10 protein-coding genes are annotated in these 18,040 nt (G+C 44.9%); 3 read left to right on the top strand and 7 right to left on the bottom strand.

Annotation, left to right across the window (positions count from 1 at the left end; genetic code table 11):
• Nucleotides 1–255 precede the first annotated feature (255 nt).
• On the bottom strand, nucleotides 256–1,611 hold the full coding sequence (locus GWI56_RS15655; protein WP_198573422.1) for a leucine-rich repeat-containing protein kinase family protein: 1,356 nt from the start codon (nucleotides 1,609–1,611) through the stop codon (nucleotides 256–258).
• 210 nt (nucleotides 1,612–1,821) lie between these two features.
• Between GWI56_RS15655 and GWI56_RS15650 the strand changes: the two genes are divergently transcribed.
• Nucleotides 1,822–3,255: a LysM peptidoglycan-binding domain-containing protein gene (locus GWI56_RS15650; protein ID WP_198573421.1), complete on the top strand. Its 1,434-nt coding sequence runs from the start codon at nucleotides 1,822–1,824 to the stop codon at nucleotides 3,253–3,255.
• 176 nt (nucleotides 3,256–3,431) lie between these two features.
• Here GWI56_RS15650 and GWI56_RS15645 read toward each other — a convergent pair whose 3' ends face one another.
• Together GWI56_RS15645 and GWI56_RS15640 are read right to left on the bottom strand one after the other, a co-directional pair.
• On the bottom strand, nucleotides 3,432–4,553 hold the full coding sequence (locus tag GWI56_RS15645) for a sterol desaturase family protein (RefSeq protein WP_198573420.1): 1,122 nt from the start codon (nucleotides 4,551–4,553) through the stop codon (nucleotides 3,432–3,434).
• Nucleotides 4,554–4,802: 249 nt separating this feature from the next.
• Nucleotides 4,803–6,173 carry a DUF4397 domain-containing protein gene (locus tag GWI56_RS15640; protein ID WP_198573419.1) on the bottom strand — a complete coding sequence of 457 codons (1,371 nt, stop codon included), beginning with the start codon at nucleotides 6,171–6,173 and terminating at the stop codon, nucleotides 4,803–4,805.
• Nucleotides 6,174–6,546: 373 nt separating this feature from the next.
• Between GWI56_RS15640 and GWI56_RS15635 the strand changes: the two genes are divergently transcribed.
• Complete coding sequence (locus GWI56_RS15635; protein ID WP_198573418.1) at nucleotides 6,547–9,264, top strand: DEAD/DEAH box helicase; 2,718 nt, start codon at nucleotides 6,547–6,549, stop codon at nucleotides 9,262–9,264.
• Nucleotides 9,265–9,281: 17 nt separating this feature from the next.
• On the opposite strand, the gene yidZ is transcribed toward GWI56_RS15635, so the two are convergent.
• The 4 genes from yidZ to ansB form a co-directional block, all read right to left on the bottom strand.
• A complete protein-coding gene (gene yidZ, locus GWI56_RS15630; RefSeq protein ID WP_198573417.1) occupies nucleotides 9,282–10,241 on the bottom strand; it encodes an HTH-type transcriptional regulator YidZ in 960 nt (319 codons plus the stop codon).
• A complete protein-coding gene (locus GWI56_RS15625; protein ID WP_198573416.1) occupies nucleotides 10,216–11,406 on the bottom strand; it encodes an MFS transporter in 1,191 nt (396 codons plus the stop codon). The genes yidZ and GWI56_RS15625 overlap by 26 nt, the downstream gene beginning before the upstream one ends.
• Nucleotides 11,407–11,660: 254 nt before the next feature.
• A complete protein-coding gene (locus GWI56_RS15620) occupies nucleotides 11,661–14,495 on the bottom strand; it encodes a M16 family metallopeptidase (protein WP_206766118.1) in 2,835 nt (944 codons plus the stop codon).
• 484 nt (nucleotides 14,496–14,979) lie between these two features.
• Complete coding sequence (gene ansB / locus GWI56_RS15615; RefSeq protein WP_113940026.1) at nucleotides 14,980–16,038, bottom strand: L-asparaginase 2; 1,059 nt, start codon at nucleotides 16,036–16,038, stop codon at nucleotides 14,980–14,982.
• A gap of 556 nt (nucleotides 16,039–16,594) precedes the next feature.
• Between ansB and aspA the strand changes: the two genes are divergently transcribed.
• Nucleotides 16,595–18,037, top strand: coding sequence for an aspartate ammonia-lyase (gene aspA / locus GWI56_RS15610; protein WP_198573415.1), 1,443 nt, complete (start codon nucleotides 16,595–16,597; stop codon nucleotides 18,035–18,037).
• Nucleotides 18,038–18,040 lie beyond the last annotated feature (3 nt).

Genomic DNA, 18,040 nt, shown 5'->3' with positions numbered 1-18,040 from the left:
ATCCGACAACAGCAAACCGGATTGAACCCAAAACTAATACCAAGTCCCCCCAAAGTGCCTGTTTCAGCAATTTGAGGTTATTTGGGTATACAGCCTATAGGCTTAATCCCAGTCAGTGCCAGTAAAAACTCGGTTACACAACCAAACAAAACAATAACTTAACGATAAACTTAATAGTGAGCACTTAAATCACACAAACAACCATAAAATACAGCAAACTTGAAACAAGTGTAGAGCCAGCCTATTAGCAAGCCACTATTTACCTTTTAGCAGGGCTCCGATGGCCTTTTTCACGTCAGCAAAACAGGGGCGCTGAGCCACATCTAACTGCATGCACTCATCTTTAATCGCACTCAACTGTGTGTAGTACAGAGGGCCAATCGAGGCACTCACATAGGCAGATGCATCCACATAGGCCAATAGATCTTCAATCAAGCAACCAAGCGCCCGCACTTCAATAGCTTCTATCGCTAAGCGTTCTGCTGTCGATAGATTGCGTAAGTTTGATGCCGCACCAAAATCCCCAAACAATAAGCTCATCTGTTGATTAACCATAATATTATGGGCGTAGACATCACCATGGCTTACTTGTTTTGCATGCATGTGCGCCATCGCATCGGCCAACTGGTGTGTGATTTTGGCGACTTCATCAAGGCGAAATTCGCTACCTTCTTTAAAGGTATCGCGAGTGCAGGTGACAAGACTTGGTGGTAGCCCTAAGTTACTAAACCCTGGCGGAATTAGTTCCATTACTAAACCCAATTGATCTTTTTGGCTAATATGCGCCACGACCTTAATAAGGCAGGGATGATCACCCGTTGTGAGACAGCAATCTAACTCGTCAGCAGGATAACCATCGCTCGTCACTTCACCCTTAAAGAGTTTTACCGCAATCTGCGCCGCCCCCGTCGCGGCTATCATGGCTTGATTCAACCAATAGCCTCGATAAATGACCCCAGAAGCCCCTTCGCCAAGCTTTTCAGCCAACTTGATATCACCCAGAGTCACATTCGCCACTGTGGCCACATCGGCGTGGGGATCGACTAAGGTATGGCTGAATGGATTTCCCGCAAAGGCGAGCCAAGTCAGTTTGGGCAAACTGAGTAACCAAGCTGGCAGTGCGTGGAGTTGATTGGCCGATAAACGCACTAACTCTAAGTTGCGGCAATTGGCCATCGACTCGGGCAAGGTTGTTAAACGGTTACCCGCTAAAGCTAATTTTTGCAGACGATGTAAATCGCCCATGGCCGCAGGCAACGTCTCAATGAGGTTATCGGTTAGGATGAGCCAGCGGGTTTGCAGCGGTAATGCCGCAGCAGTCACTGTTTTGATTTGATTGGCCTTAAAGCCAATCATCTCTAAATTTGTGCATAGCCCTAATGCCTCAGGCAAATGTTCAAAGCGATTATTCGAGGCGAAAATTATCTTTAAATGCGATAAGCGGTGTAAATCCTCGGGCAAAGTGCTCAGTTGATTATTCGATAAATCGAGGATTTCGAGGGTATCAGCTAAATCAAAAATCTCCCGCGGGAACTCGGTTAAATCCTCAACCAATTGTAAACGTGTGATCCCTTGTAACTGCCCTGCCCTTAACTGCGCTAACGTCTGCACTTTGCTACCCAAGTCAATGAAAAATCGCGGCTATGGTAGCGTATAAATCGATAAAGCTAAACGCAGGATCTGCAATCAAAGGGCGGCACAATCGGCCTTAAGACAACTTTGATACTATAGGTAAAACTTGGGGGAGCTATCCAGAAACTCGAAAACAGATTAGCATGTGCACCAATATGGAATGCCCAGTCAACTCATCACAGGACAATCATGCGGACACATTTTCGCCAAACGCACTCTTTTACAGTGCTTATGCTTGCCATGCTAATGGCCCTACTGAGCGGTTGCGCTACAACATCAGCAAGCCCATCAACCACTGAATTCAATGCCACAGCAAGTGATATCAGTAATGATAACGACCACTCGCCACAACAGCATCAAACACCACCCGAAGTGGTTGAGCAGTACAGCGATGTATGGGAAAAGATCCAACACGCCAATACCATTGACGTCCATGATGATGCCGAAGTACGTAAACAGCGTAACTTTTTCGATGATAAACAAAAATTTATGAATCAGGTTGGCGATCGCGCCGAGCCATTCTTGTATTACATAGTCAGCCAGCTCGAAGCGCGTAACATGCCATTAGAATTGGCGTTATTGCCCATAGTCGAAAGTGGCTATAACCCTTTAGCACAAGCTAACGGCCCCGCAGGACTGTGGCAAATGATCCCTGCTACTGGACGTAATTTTGGCTTAACAGTGAATTCTGCCTACGATGGCCGTAAAGATGCGCTGGCCTCAACCGATGCAGTGCTCGACTATCTACAGCACCTATACGACACCTTAGACAAAGACTGGATTAACGCCGTCGCCGCCTACAATACCGGTGAGCTAGTGATCAAAGCCGCCATTGATAAAAACAAAGCCAAGGGTAAACCTACGGACTTTTGGTCACTGGGTATCCCCGCTAAACGAGTACAAACAGTCCCTAAGTGGCTGGCATTTATTCAAATTATTCGAAATCCCAACCACTACGGTTTAAAAGTCCCCCCTATTGCTAACCGCCCTTTCTTGGAAAGAGTGCCAGCACCTAATGGCGTAGATATTGGCCAGATTGCTAATGCAGCAGGGCTCAGCAAAGCAGAATTTAAAACCTATAACCCAGGCTTTCGCCAAGGTGTAATCCCCAGCAAAGGCAAATATCAAATCGCTTTACCACTGGAAAACATAGGTCATTATCAGGAAAATCAGGACAAGCTCTACGCTCAAAAACGCTATGACAGCCAAAGCTATATCGTCAAATCTGGCGACAGCCTAGGCACAATCGCAGCCAAGTTTGATATGTCAGTGAAAGCATTAAAACAGGCCAACAATCTGACATCTGACCGCCTAAAAATCGGCCAAGAGCTCACACTGTTAACGCCAATGGCGGGCAATGATAATGAGCCTGAACCCACTAAAACCAAGGCGAAGACAGATAAAAAAGTGAGCAATAAGTCGTCGACCAAAGCTAAAGCGACTACCTCAACATCGGCCGATAAACCTGCTGTAAAAGCGACCACTTACAAGGTGAAATCTGGTGATTCGCTGGATAAAATCGCCCGTAAGAATAAGGTTAAACTGGCTGACTTAATGAAGTGGAACCAGCTCAATGGCAAAAGCATTATTAAGCCAGGCCAAGAACTGAAAATTTCCGAATAACGATTGTAGTTTGAACGGCAAAAAAGCCCAACAAAGCGCGGTTCCCAAGCGCTGTGTTGGGCTTGTTTCTATCCCAATATCAGAGTTAACCGCCACAGCTCAGCGTTACTACTCAGTTGACCTAATCAATACTCCCGGACAATCATTCAAAAACAAACCATTCTAATTGCACGCCATTATTTTGTGTCTTTCTTCGCTAAACCAAGGGGATACAATTGCTGCTTAAACATGCCAACAGGCATGTAATCGCCCACGACACCATATTGCTCTGGCCACTCTTTCTGACCTCGAACTGCAGTCCCAAATAGGTAATCTAAAAAAGAAAAATGGGCAGCATAGTTACGGTCGATTGCCGCCTTATCAGAAGCATGGTGCCAATGGTGGAATTGCGGACTGACAATTAAATAACGTAGCCAGCCAAAGTTAACCTGCACATTGGCATGATTAAAGACCGCCTGCACGCCAACGATAATCACATAAATACTGATGATGTCTTTGGAGAATCCCAAGATAAAAATCGGCGTGAGCACTAAACAACGGGTAGCAATCAACTCAAACATATGTTGCCTTGAACCAGCCAACCAATCTAAATGTTTCGCGCTATGGTGCACCGAATGGAAGCGCCACAGGAAAGGAATTTCATGGTAGGCACGGTGCGCCGCATATTGCATTAAATCGGCGACCAATAAAATCAACAACAGTTGCAACACAAAGGGGAGACCCGCGATAAAGCTTTGCACTGTGCTGGAAATAGCCCAAGAAAAGGTCGACTGCACAAATTGGTTGGCCACCAATAATACAAATCCAATCGCTAAGTGATTCACCAAAAAATGGTTTAAATCCCCTTGCCACTCGGGTCTCAATATTGCTTGTTCTGGTTTATGGGGTAGCCATTTTTCGATAAAAATGAAAATTAAGGTTGAACCTAATAAGTCTAAAATAAACCAATCTAAACCCAGTGAGACCTTATGATTAGCAAAAGGCTCGACCTCAACTTGATGACCACCAAAGGCAATCGCTAAACTCACAAATACCCAAGCCGCAAAGCCGAAACGCTTATTTTTATTTCGAATAAAATTCAATAAACCTAAACTGCCCGATACCACTAAGGCGACAAATATTAAGCTGCGAATAACATCGACATTATAGCTTTGGCGTAATTCTGGAGTAGTGAGATATTCGGGAAAATGAAACGCCAATACACCCAGAAACGATAATATCGCTAACATACACGCTATAGTACCGCTAATACTGCCTTCACCAATTTGGAAATGGCCGTCTTTAAATCCTTTACTCATCACAGTGAACTCCTTTTCCTATATTGCTCGCGTTATTCATACCACAGCGTTATACACATCACAGCAATGCTCGGCTTAATTTTTGCCGTTCAGCCTACATTAACCCCGCAGCCACAATCAATAAAAAGTGAATGCTAAGACAATAATGCTCAATCTACTAAGCACACTAAAACGAGCACACAAAAACAGCCAAAAAAAGCGCTACCTAAGTAGCGCTGTTTTATTAGAGCCGTTCACTCACCATAGCGGTTAGATCTTAATCAAGTTATAACCAAAACTAGTGGAAGGATCTTTATTCAGCACCATAGTCACATTGTCTTCATTGCTGAAATCCATTAAATCGGATGCATAGACAACGGTTTTAGTACCGTTTTCCACAGCGATAACCTTAATAGAATATTCGCCAGCTGGCACAGTCAATGACTGAGGGCTTGCTGGATTGACTGCGGTGATCTTATTTACAGCCGTTTCAATCGTGTCATTTGCCTTTAAGAAATACACGGTTAGATTGCTTTTATCGGCAAAACTCACAATGTCGAACTTAAAGCTATAGGGACTTGGCGTCTGAGTTTGCTTCATCTCCATCGCCTTCACTTGGCTGCCCTGCTCGGTCGTTTGCTCATAGATGAAGATGGTTTTAATGTCATCTTGGTTAAGGGTGATCAACACGTTATCGAGCAATTTATTTTGCGTACCGTGGTCGAACACACTCACACCAAAATCATTAAACTCAGCACCTTGATAGCTCGTCACCCCAAAAGATGGCACTTCGCTAAACAGAGTATCTTGCTTACTGCTAGCCACTTTCACATCGATAATGTGCGAACCTAAACCGTTAAAGACGCGATAATCGACACTCGCTTCTAATGCTACATGATTGCGAACATTGGTGGTTGAATCGACACTGTCCAAGGTGATTTTTGAATCCGAAGCACCAAAACCTTCGCGGATAATCAGCTTATAAGGCACCTTAGAACTGAATTTAATGTTCGCAGTTGTATAAGAAACATTCATTGTTCCCGCTGGTGCGAGGTAAACCTTATATTCACCCGTATCCATCACTTGCGGCTGCGACACTTCACCGTAGGCCACACTGCCTAACATCACGGCATCGGCAAAGGTTTGGGTCGACTTAGAAACATAAGCGTCAAAGGCTTGGGCATGTACAGCAGTATTGGCAATCAAGAGCTGCATTTTACTGTTTTCAGCCACTTCGTTGAGCTTATCGAGTTCAGTGCGAGAATAGTTGATATTAAGTAATTTAGGTTCGGTAAAATCACCATGTAATACAAAGAAATGGTCCGTTGCAACTTTCAAATCGATATTTTCTTTATAAATAGAGATATCTTTATCAGAGGCATCCTTAGCCATCACTTCAATCGCAGTTACGCCAGCCGTCGACGTAAATCGCGGCATAGTGTCCCCATAGATCACACTTTCATAGGTTTTATCGGCAACTTTGAGTGCAGTAGCAGTGCTTCCAGCTGAAGCATTATAAAATTGCACATAGGTGGCATTTTGATCTGTGCCCTCTTCATTATTATCATCTGAGCCACATGCCGTTACCGCTAAACAGGCAACAGCCACCGCAGCGAATCCCTTTAGCTTACTTTTTATCATTGTTTCCCTCATTAGCAGACAAAAATTCAGTTCAATCTACGCAGTTATACAATGACAACAATGGCAATTTCCACTAAAAACAAAAAACAAATATTTTACAAACTCAAACACTTAACAAACATTTCAATAACACACTAAAAAGTGATACAAACCACACTTTTCAGGCCCTTAATTGATACAAATGCGGCTGCTGATACTTTTGCTCGCCTCTCAAAAATTCTGCTCCAGTGGAAAATGACTGTTCTATCGAACACCTCTCTTTTAGGCTTAAAGCGACTATGGATAAACTATCCTCAGACGGTACAAACCTTGTTCGACTAATGCGATTAGGTTACTCTCGCATCGCCAATTAAGCCTTTGGGATGGATAGGATTTGCAAGGGATTCTCAACTACTACAAACAATGTTTTCAACACGATAGTGCCGAAATCAATCTCTGGTCTAGCCACAAGCTTGCCGAGCAAGATCAGCTATTACTCCAACATGAAGACGAGTTAAGCAGTGGCTTCCTACCCCGCTTGCCAGTGCCATTTGCTCCCGCCAGTGCATTACTAGCACGTAGCGCTTTGTATTTACGCGAAAAGGTATTATTGCACTGCTGTCTGTTTTTCTGCGGCACAGTCGACCTTAATGGCGAAAAACGAAAAGTCGTGACACCACTCCTTTATCGAGAATGCCAATTGCAGGCTGACGGCGATAATCTCTACCTAGAGAGCAATAACACTCTAGCTGGCAGCGGACCATTCACTATCAATGAAGCTCTATTAGAAAAATTAGTCGTTGAAGGACATAGCCTAAGCCAAGATTTACGCGATAATCCAACGGATGTCAGTGGCTGGATAGCTTGGCTGCGGGCGGGCCAAGCCGATGTCGATACCAGTCATTTATTGCATTTTCCCAAGCTGATCGATGAGGCTGAATTCACTAGCTTATGCCGTAAACGTGGGCAGTTTCTTGTCAGTCGAAGCCAAATCATTTTGGCAGAACGTTCGATCGCAAGTCGCGGCATTTTGCACGAACTCGACAAACTAATGACAGCGGCTGAACCATCAGCACCGCTTAAAGCGCTATTCGCAGAAACACAACAAACAACATCAATCAGCGCCAGTGAAGACACGCAAGAGGCTTATCTTCCTGGGCTGTTAAGCCGCGCGCAAATTCAGGCCTTAAAGATTGCGGCCAATCATACTTTGGGGCAGATCTCAGGCCCGCCGGGAACAGGTAAGAGTTACACCATAGCCACTGTGGCAGCAGAGCAGGTATTAAGGGGTAAATCTGTCCTCATCGTCGCCCACACTGATGTTGCTGTTGATGTGATTGCCGATAAATTGCAACAACAATTCCAGCTTGGGAGCAGTCTTATTCGAGCCGGCTCGCCGCAGTTTATAAAAGTCCTTAAAAACCAGATTGATGAAATGCTCCATGGTCAGCACCCTGCATCTGATGAGGCCGTCTCGGATAAGTTGCTACTCAATGCAAAACAACAACTTAATACTGTGACTCGTCAGCAAGTCAAAATGGAAGCGGACTTTATACGTCATTGCCGCCATGCCATACGTCGCGGCCAAAAACTGGCGACCTTACAACAAGGACAATCCCGTTGGCGCTTAGGATTTTACAACTGGGCTTACCGTGCAGGTATAAAAAGGTTTGCCCAGCAATGGAATGAACTCGATAAATTAACGACACTGATAGCGCAAAAAGAAGACTTAAGCCTCAAATACTTACAATTGGCAACTCACTATCGATTAAACCAATTACTCAAACATAAGCGCAGTACACTGGTGAGTTTTGCCAGTGCGTTACGCGCCCGCCAGTCCGCTAAGCAACTCGACGGTTTCTACAAAACGGATTTTGATGCCTTAAAGCAAACCTTTCCCATTTGGTTATCGAGCCTTGCCAGCTTGCATAAAGTGCTGCCCATGGAGCAGCAAATGTTTGATCTAGTGATTATTGATGAAGCCACCCAAGCCAATATTGCCGCCTGTTTACCGGCCTTGCAGCGGGCAAAAGCGGCACTGGTGGTGGGCGATAGCAAACAGCTGCGCCATTTCTCGTTTTTGTCCCGCGCAAAACAAACCCAAATCCAGACCCAACTCGGACTCGCCCCAGATTGTCGCGGCCTAATGAGCTACCGTGATGCCAGTATGCTCGACTTAGTATCGCAATCCCTTGCGAGCCAATCCCAAGTGGTATTTTTAAATGAGCATTTTCGGAGTAAACCTGAGCTGATCCAATTTAGTAATCAGCAGTTTTATCAAGGCATGCTGAAGATTATGCAGCACAGACCTTGCACAAGCTCTGGGCACTTACACAGAGTCCATGTGACTGGCAGCCGTGATAGCAAGGGCATTAACGCCATAGAAGCGGAGGCATTAATTCAAAAGTTAGCTCAACTGATTGATGAACAAGAGAATGCATTAGTGCCCGCCAGCATTGGTGTACTATCCTGCTTTCGCAATCAGACGGAGTATTTATCCCAGCAAATTCTCGCACGCTTTAGCGCACTACAACTCGAGCGTCACCAATTACGGATTGCCACACCCTTTGGATTTCAAGGTGAGGAACGCGATATTATGCTGCTGTCGTTTAGCATTACGGCCAACGACAGCCGCGCCGCCGTGTATTTAAATCGCGAAGATATGTTCAATGTCGCCATCACCCGCGCTAAACAAATGCAGTGGCTATTTTTATCGGTACAAGCGCATGAGCTCCCCAACAATAATTTACTGGCAACTTACTTAGCATCGGCGGGCCAATTTCAAGCGGCACACAATTATGTCGATTCCCTCGATACCTTCGGCCAGTCTGTGGCACTCGCGATTGAAGAAAAAGGCATAACTGTCTGGCGAGCCTACCATATGGCGGGGCTAGAACTGGATATTTTATGTCGCTATGGTAACCAATATTTAGCAATAGATTTAATCGGTTACCCAGGACCTTGGGCGGACTTTTTCGATATTGAACTGTATAAACTCTTACAGCGCGCGGGCATTAAACTTATCCCCGTCAGTTACGGGCTATGGTGCCAACAGCGAGAACTTTGTATCCAACATATTTGTCAGCAATTGGGTATTACCCAAACAAGTTAATGCAGTAAATAACAGCCTTAATCATGCTGTTGATAAATCGCTTTTATCTTGCTTCGCAACCAATTGATTTTAGGGTTGTGGCTGTTTCTCTTATGCCAAATCAAGGTAAAAGGAATGGCGAGTTTATCAAGATATTCGCCACTTATCGGGATAGGGCGACTGACTAAGTCAGGGTGTAATTGGCGAGCATATTGCTCACAATATTGTGGTGCAATTGCCATCATGCTGTGGTGAGGCTCTGCCGCGACAAACAGTGACTGCTCAAAACTGGCCAAGGTCAGCACAATATTACGGCTTAACCCAAGCTCAATAAGCACATCATCTAAGGCCCAAGTTTCACTCTTTTCCCACAAGATATTGATATGCGAATATTTAAGAAAGGTGTCTATATTCCACTCTTCCTGCAAGGCGGGATGATCGCGGCGCAAATACACCTGAGGAAGATCGGTAAATAAAACCTCAAAATCGATAAAATAGGGTAATAAATCAAGGGATTCCTTGGAACGTGGATGACTTTCTCGGCCGGTAAAACCCATATCCGCTTCACCACGCACAATCGCTTCGAGTGAATCGTAATCCCAATTTCGTACCTTCACCTTTGCATCAGGGTATTGAGTATAAATGGCCTGAGTCAGCTCATTAAGCATGATAAGCAACAAAGGCGACTCAAGCATCAACTCGAAGGTGAGCCCTTTGGTCATCTCGTCACCGCGCTTAGCCATCAGTTGCTTACCCATTTGCAACCATTCGGATAACTCCTGCTCCATACCGTGAGCCAATGGCGTTAACTGAAATCCCTGCGGCGTTTTGACAAATAAGGGATCGTCAAACCAATCCCGTAATTTGGCCAGCGACTTACTCACTGTGGATGGCGTGACATTGAGCTTTTTGGCAGTCTTAGAGACACTCCGCTCCTGTAATAAAAGCTGCAAAATAAACAATAAGTTAAGATCAAGCCGACTCAGGGATTTGGTCATTAAGTACAATTTCCGGCAATTTAGGAACCGCTAAGATCAGTGTAATGCTCACCAGCGCACCGACAGCGAGGATCACTAATAATATATTAATCGCACTCACTTCGAGCAGACCCATCACCCAAATATATAAAGCTGAAGTACACACTTGGGCAATTCCCAGTAATGAGCTGGCAACTCCAGCACGAGTAACAAATGGACTCAGCGCCTGACTCATGGTGACCCCAAATCCAATCGAAAAACCGGAACAAACAAAAGCAAAACCTAACAGGTTGAATGACTGACTAACCCCGCCCAATTGAGTCAAGATAAACACCAATGCCGCGGCGGCAAATAATGTCTGAGAGAACAAAATTAATGATTTTTCTTTAAACAGGTTAAGTAAAAAGGGCGTCGAAAATGAGGCCACCATACTCACAAATGCTGTCATAGCCATAGTGTTGGAATATTGCCCACGGTCAAACCCCATCTGCCCCATGATCAACATGGGAGAGACATTTACATAGCTTAAAATCGTTGTCACACCTAAAGTCGTTATCACCACGCGACTGAGAAAAAACCGCTGTTTAAAGGATTCTTTATATCCACCCGACTCAACTGTGGTGTGAAATTGCGGTTTAGGATAGGTTTCGCGCAATACAAAAATACACAGGGTTAATACCATTAATCCCATCCCCGCCATAGTGTTAAATAGGCTAGGCCATGGGAATTTAAGCATAATTAAATGGCCTATCACAGGTGCTATCACTGGGATAATGCAAGTCACGCCATTGACCATAGAGAGCACTTTTGCTCGGCGCTTATCGTCTAATACATCACGCAAAATCGCAAAAGCCACAACATAGCAAGAACCCGCACCAATGCCTTGTGCAAAGCGTGCCATTAAAAAGAGATCACTGGTTTGCGCACTACCGGCAAAGTAAGAGGCAATAGCAAACAGCAATGCGCCAAACAAGGTAATGGGTTTACGCCCAATCCTATCTGCTAAGCTCCCCGCAAACAGCATAGTGGTCGCCATGCCCGCAAGATACACAGAAAAAGCAATATGCAGCTGCGCCTCACTCGCCCCTAAATCCTGCGCAATTTGCGGCAAACCGACCAAGTACATATCTATCCCTGTCGGGTACAAAAGCACTAGACAAAAACTGCACAATAGATATCGAAACATATACCTCACCCCATTAGCCATCTCACACATAAGTTGCGCCTAGCCTAGTTTCACTCGCACAGATCTGTGAGTGGCATTTTCGACAACAGGTATTTCCATTGACGACCTATGGGTGGGCATAACACCACGAACGTGAAAGAAAAGTTGGTAAAAGAAGATAGAGGAGGAAAGGGGTAGAAAAATATCCCCAGCGGTTTACGACCACAGGGGATATGTCGGTGAATGATCAGTCTACTATTCTATGAGCCCAATACTCATTGCTGAGGTTCTGGCGGTGCAGGAAGGACTTGGATCATTAAACGGCTATCATCTTGCAGATATTGCTGCGCCAATTTATTAAGTTCTGCAACTGTCATCTGCTGCGCTAACGCTTGCCTTTGTTTAAAGGCAGCAAAACGACCAGGATGACTCTGGGCAGTTGAGGTGAGATCTAACCAAAAACCATTGGTTTGCGGCGCAGCTTGCATCCACTCAAGTACAGGTTGGCGGGCTCGATTAAATAAGTCCTCACTGATCCCCGAAGGCGCTTTAACTTGCTTAACTGCGGCGGTGAAATACTCGGCAACCGTTGGCAACATGGCTTGAGTCGTCACGCTAAACAAACCTAAGTAACCATAACCGCTGGCATTGAAATCGTTATAAGAAAAGGCCGATGGCGAATAACTCGCGCCCGCCTTCTCCCTCACGTTTTCCGTTAATAGAATGCTTAGCACTTGCTCCAGCAGACCCAATCCCGCGTGTTGACTCAAGTGAGTCATGTCCGTTGTAGGCCACACCATGGCAAGTGCCGCCATATCCAGTTGACCATAATGCGTTAATGTTTTCTGAACGGGCACTTTCGGAAACACAGGTACTATCGACTGAGCATTAGCAATAGGGCTGCGCTTAATGGCGCCAAGTGTTTCAGTCACAGCAGCAATGGCACTCGCTTCGTCAAAATCGCCCACAATAGCGAGTTCAATCGCCCCTTGCTCGACGGCCGAATGGAAACTCGGCGCTAATTCTCCAAAGTGACGTTTGAGAATTTCTTCAGGCTCACCATAACCATAACGTTTATCACCATTATGGGAGATACGGGCAAACTGATTAGAAAACTCAGATTGTGGGTTGCTATGAATACTTTGTTGCTCGGCAATCACTTGTTCACGAAACAATTGCTCAGCCTGCTTATCCATACCTGGCTCAATTAAATAAGCCGTCATTAAGCCAAGCTGCGTGCGAAGCTCTGCGGCATTAGTGCTAATCTCGCCGCCAAAACTTTGCTCACGCAGGCCTAAGTTGATGGAAATATCTTGCCCAGCAAAAATATCCTGCAGACTGTCATAATCATGGGCCTTGAGTCCCCCCTGCACAAACGCACTGTTAAACAGATAAGACAAACCATCCAACTCAGGGAATGGCACTTCACCAAAGCCAATGTTTAGGCTGACCAATGTGGTGCCTTTATTAAAGTTGGTAGGCTTAAGATTAAGGCGCACGCCATTGGCAAATTGCAGTTGGCGAATCCCCGTTTCCTTATCGCGACTGTCGGCCACTAACTTGCCTTGCTCGCCAAACTGAGTATAAGCAAACTCATCAATCGCCTTGATTGCTGGTGCGCTCACCGCTTGTTTACGGCTTTTCTCGTAGCTGGCGATAAGCTGTTTTTCAGCATTTTCAATGGGCTTATTGCTGGTCAGATACAAATACGGCGTGGCGTTCCATGTTTGATTAAACACTTGGCTTAGCTTTTGCGGTGTCACTGTTGGCATTATTTTTTCAAAAAATGCGAGCTGCCAATCAGGTTCGACAGGGACGCGATTGCCCGCCACCGAATACACTAGACTCTCGGCAATATTCACACTGTGAATAGTACTGCTCCCCGCGACACTTAGCTGATATCCCTTATGCATACGTTTGATTTGCTGGTCAATTTCCTGCTGGCTAAAACCAAACTCTTTTGCTTGACGCAGGGTTTTCTCCAAGAGTGCGATTCCCTCTTGCCAGTTATTTTCCTGCGTACCTAGGCTCATTTGTGTGCCATAGGCAATATCAAACTGCGGCCCAACCTGCAGGTTTACACCATATAAACCTTGGCTATGCAGTAATTGCGACTCCATACGGCGATACAAGATGCCGTGGGCAAGCTCGAGCAACATTTCCTGCTCCCGCACAGCAGGGTTATCGGTAATCGCTGAGATGGGTTTTAGCATGCCAAGGGAAACTGACGTTGACAGACTTTGATCAAAAAATGCCGCCGCATCGACACTTTGGCGCTCTGCGACAGTACCAATAGCTTGTTCCTTGGTTTTAGCGGCCAAAGGCGCGGCTTTCCAACTGGCAAACTGTTGTTTTATCTTTTGTTCTACCGCGGCCACCTCGATATCACCCACCACAATTAAAGTGGTGCGTGAGGGCGTATAAAAACGCTGATATAAAGACAGCAACGCCTCACGATTGGCATTACTGATACTGTTCGCCTCACCCACAGGGAAGCGCTTTGACAGCAATGTGTTTGGCATTAAAAACTGTAATTGGTTACGGTAATTCTCAAGATCCGCACCGCTACGTTCACGTAGCTCAGACAACACTACCGCTTTTTCACGTTCAATTAGCGCTGGGTCGAGTAATAGATTACTGCCAATTTCTCTCATTAAAAACAAAGCAGTATCGATTTTATCTTGGCTATTACTTGGCAAGTTGAATTGATAGACCGTCTGCTGAAACTCAGTCACTGCATTGGTATCGGCGCCAAAACTCAGGCCAAGGCGCTGCAATGTCGGCATCATCTCCCCCGCCGCCAATCCGGTCGATCCATTAAAGGCCATATGCTCAAGAAAGTGCACTAATCCTTGCTCGGTATCAGACTCAACCAAAGAGCCTACATCCACTCGCATCCGCACTATGACCGCTTGCTCCGGCGTCTTATTGCTCACCAATAAATAACGCATACCATTGGCAAGTTCACCGGTATGGACCCGCTCACTCATAGGCAAGCCTGTCGTTCCCATCCACAGCGGATCTTCACTCGCCTGCAGTGGCAAAACCATACTCAAAAGCGCCAGCAGTAACCACTGACGCACAAAACTAATTACCTTGAAATTGTTCATTAAAATTCGCACTTTTCCCCCAAAATCAAACAAGAAACCTAGGAAGCGCTCACCTATGTTTCAGATAAAATAAGCTTTCACTATAGTACCTAAAGCACTTTAAGTCACAAAATCAATACCTTATGCCGTACTAAAAATAGTTTATCGCCTTGATATATAGTCAGAATATGCCGAAAAATAATGAGCGAGGAAGGAAGCTGAAACAGCTGTGGATTTAATGGTTACTGTGGAATGGTATGCATATATTAGTGAGATATTGAGTGCTTAATTAGCCAAGCCCTTTCTTAAATCTAATTACAGAGCAATATCTTGATTGAAAATCTGAGTTGAACCCTCACAATTTTGGCTTTAAAAATCACAACACTGTTTAGATATTTCGGCTCATGGCCTCGTGAAAAAACCACTTCACAGGTAAGCCATTAATGCAAAATGCAAAAGCCCTACAAATATTCGCAGGGCTTTTGTTTTATCACGCAGCTGATTCTTAAAACTGTTGAAACCAACGTTGGATCTGTTGTGGATCTTTGCTTTGTGTTAACGACAGCATCAGTAAAATGCGGGCTTTTTGCGGGTTAAGATTACCTGCGGCGATAAAGCCATATTTAGCATCGTCTATCTCGGCATCAAGCGTGGTTGCGCCTGTGGGCACTCGACTAGAGCGAACGACTAAGGTGCCTTTTTGACTCGCCTTAGCTAAGGTGTCAAATATTGAGTGGTAAATATTACCATTACCTACACCGGCGCTGACTATGCCATCAAAACCCGCTTCAACCATAGCTTTGACAGGTAAATCGCTGGCATTAGCGTAGTTGTAGACAATCCCTACCTGTGGCAGCTTGTCGAGTTTGCTAACATCAAAAGGCGTTTGCCTTGTATGTTGACGCTCAGTTTTGCCCATGTATTCAATCTTGCTGTTATGGATAACGCCAAGCGGGCCAAAGTTAGGCGCGGCAAAAGTGTGTACACCTGTAGTGTTAGTCTTAGTCACATCGCGGGCATTCAATACGGTATCGTTCATCACCACTAACACGCCTCGACCTTTAGATTCGAGGTTAGCGGCGGTCGCGACTGCGTTATACAGATTCATCGGGCCATCGGCACTCATGGCAGTTGATGGACGCATTGCCCCAACCAGTACTACAGGCTTATCGCTCTTGATGGTGAGATTTAAAAAATACGCCGTTTCCTCTAAGGTATCAGTACCATGGGTAATGACGATACCGTCGACATCTTTATCAGCCAATAGCAAATTGATGCGCTTGGCTAAGGCTAGCCAAACTTTATCGTTCATATCCTGCGAACCGATTTTAACCAGTTGCTCACCTTGAATATCGGCAAGTTGTTTCATTTCAGGCACGGCCGCAATTAAGCTACTAATGCCCACTTCACCAGCCTGATAGTTAGACTCAGTAGCCGATTGTCCGACTCCCGCAATAGTGCCGCCCGTGGCAATAATACGTACCTGTGGAAGCGCCTGCGCCGCGGAGGAGAGAAATAACCCTAAAGTGACCGAGAGCAAAAGCTTACGCATTGGAAAATTCATGCTTACATCCTTTGATTAATAATAAACGCCCACAGTGTGCACTATTGTCTAAGCCTCACTGTGATAGCTCTCACTAAAATGAAATAACAGATTTAGCGTTATCTAATTGATTATTTAAACTTTAAGGAAAACACCATGCATTTATTATTGAGTAGATTTAACTAATCAATGATTATTCGCTATTGACGCGGTGACAATTAAATATCGTATGGTTTATTTAAATTTAAAAATACTTGAATAAATATGTCGCCGATTGGTTAACGAATAACAAATCTATAGCTAATTTGCATCAAAAAGTAATGGCTCACACTAGTGATCCGAGTTGAGAGACTTATCTAAGAAACAAAAGAAATACACTATTTCAAACAGTTAAGTGATCACCATCCTAATCCTGTTATTGCCAAAGCGTTAAGATCTACTTCGATAGTCAAGGAGACGATTCTCCTTCATGTTTTCGATGAGTTATTCTTGATGTGTTACGTATACTTATTGTACACATCCACAACTCAATACTCGGAGATATATCTTACTATTAATTGGATTTAATAGGATCGAAATGAAAGATACTAATAGCGTACGGATCGAAGAAGATTTATTGGGCACGAAAGAAGTTTCCAATGAATTTTATTATGGCATACATACATTGCGTGCCATCGAAAACTTTAAGCTGAGTAATCAAAAAATTTCCGATGTACCTGAATTAGTCCGTGGCATGATGCTAACAAAAAAAGCCGCTGCCATGGCTAACAGTGAATTAGGCGCTGTAAGTCCTGAAATCGCTGACAAAATTATTGAAGCGTGCGATCTGATACTTACAACGGGTCGATTTGTTGATCAATTTCCGGTCGATGTTTATCAAGGAGGCGCAGGCACTTCAGTCAACATGAATACCAATGAGGTATTAGCCAACGTTGCACTGGAAATCATGGGGCTAGAAAAAGGCCGTTACGATGTCATCAACCCTAATGACCATGTTAATAAATGCCAATCGACCAACGATGCCTATCCAACAGGTTTCCGTATTGCGGTCATCAACAGTACCGATATTCTGTTAGATGCATTAACCGACCTTATCAGCGCTTTCGACACTAAAGCCACAGAGTTTAAAACCATCTTAAAAATGGGCCGCACTCAATTGCAAGATGCCGTGCCTATGACCTTAGGCCAAGAGTTTCATGCCTTTGCTGTTACATTGCGAGAAGAAATTAAGTCCATCAAGCGTTGCCAAGAGCTGTTGTTAGAAGTGAACTTAGGCGCAACCGCCATTGGTACAGGGCTCAATACGCCTGTCGGTTATTCTGCATTAGCCATTAAGTATCTGGCAGACATTACTGGCCGCGCCTATGTGCCAGCGGAAGATTTAATCGAAGCGACATCCGATTGTGGTGCCTACGTTATGCTGCACAGTGCAATTAAGCGTATGGCGATTAAAATGTCCAAGATTTGTAACGACCTACGCTTACTTTCATCAGGTCCACGTACAGGTCTGAAGGAGATTAATCTTCCTGAGCTGCAAGCGGGTTCCTCCATCATGCCAGCCAAGGTTAACCCTGTGATCCCTGAGGTCGTCAATCAGGTTTCCTTTAAGATTGTCGGCAACGATATCACTATCACTATGGCCGCCGAAGCAGGCCAATTACAGCTTAACGTAATGGAACCTGTTATTGGGCAGGCGATGTTTGAGTCGCTCAGTTTGATGGGTAATGCCTGTATCTCCCTGCGTGAAAAATGCGTTGAAGGTATCACAGCCAATCCAGAGATCTGCATGGCCCATGTGATGAACTCTATCGGGATCGTGACCTACCTTAACCCAATCATCGGCCACCATGAAGGTGACATCATAGGCAAGATTTGCGCCCAAACGGGTAAAAATGTCCGTGAAGTGGTACTCGAACGCGGTTTGTTAACGGTTGAAGAACTCGATGACATTCTCTCAGTTGAAAACCTGATGAATCCTAAATATCAGGCTAAACGCAATACTAGCAAAGCCAAAGTGTAACTC

The sequence above is a fragment of the Shewanella sp. DW31 genome (genome assembly GCF_015767295.1).
GTDB lineage: Bacteria > Pseudomonadota > Gammaproteobacteria > Enterobacterales > Shewanellaceae > Shewanella > Shewanella oncorhynchi.
This window is presented reverse-complemented; position numbering and strand designations above follow the sequence as displayed.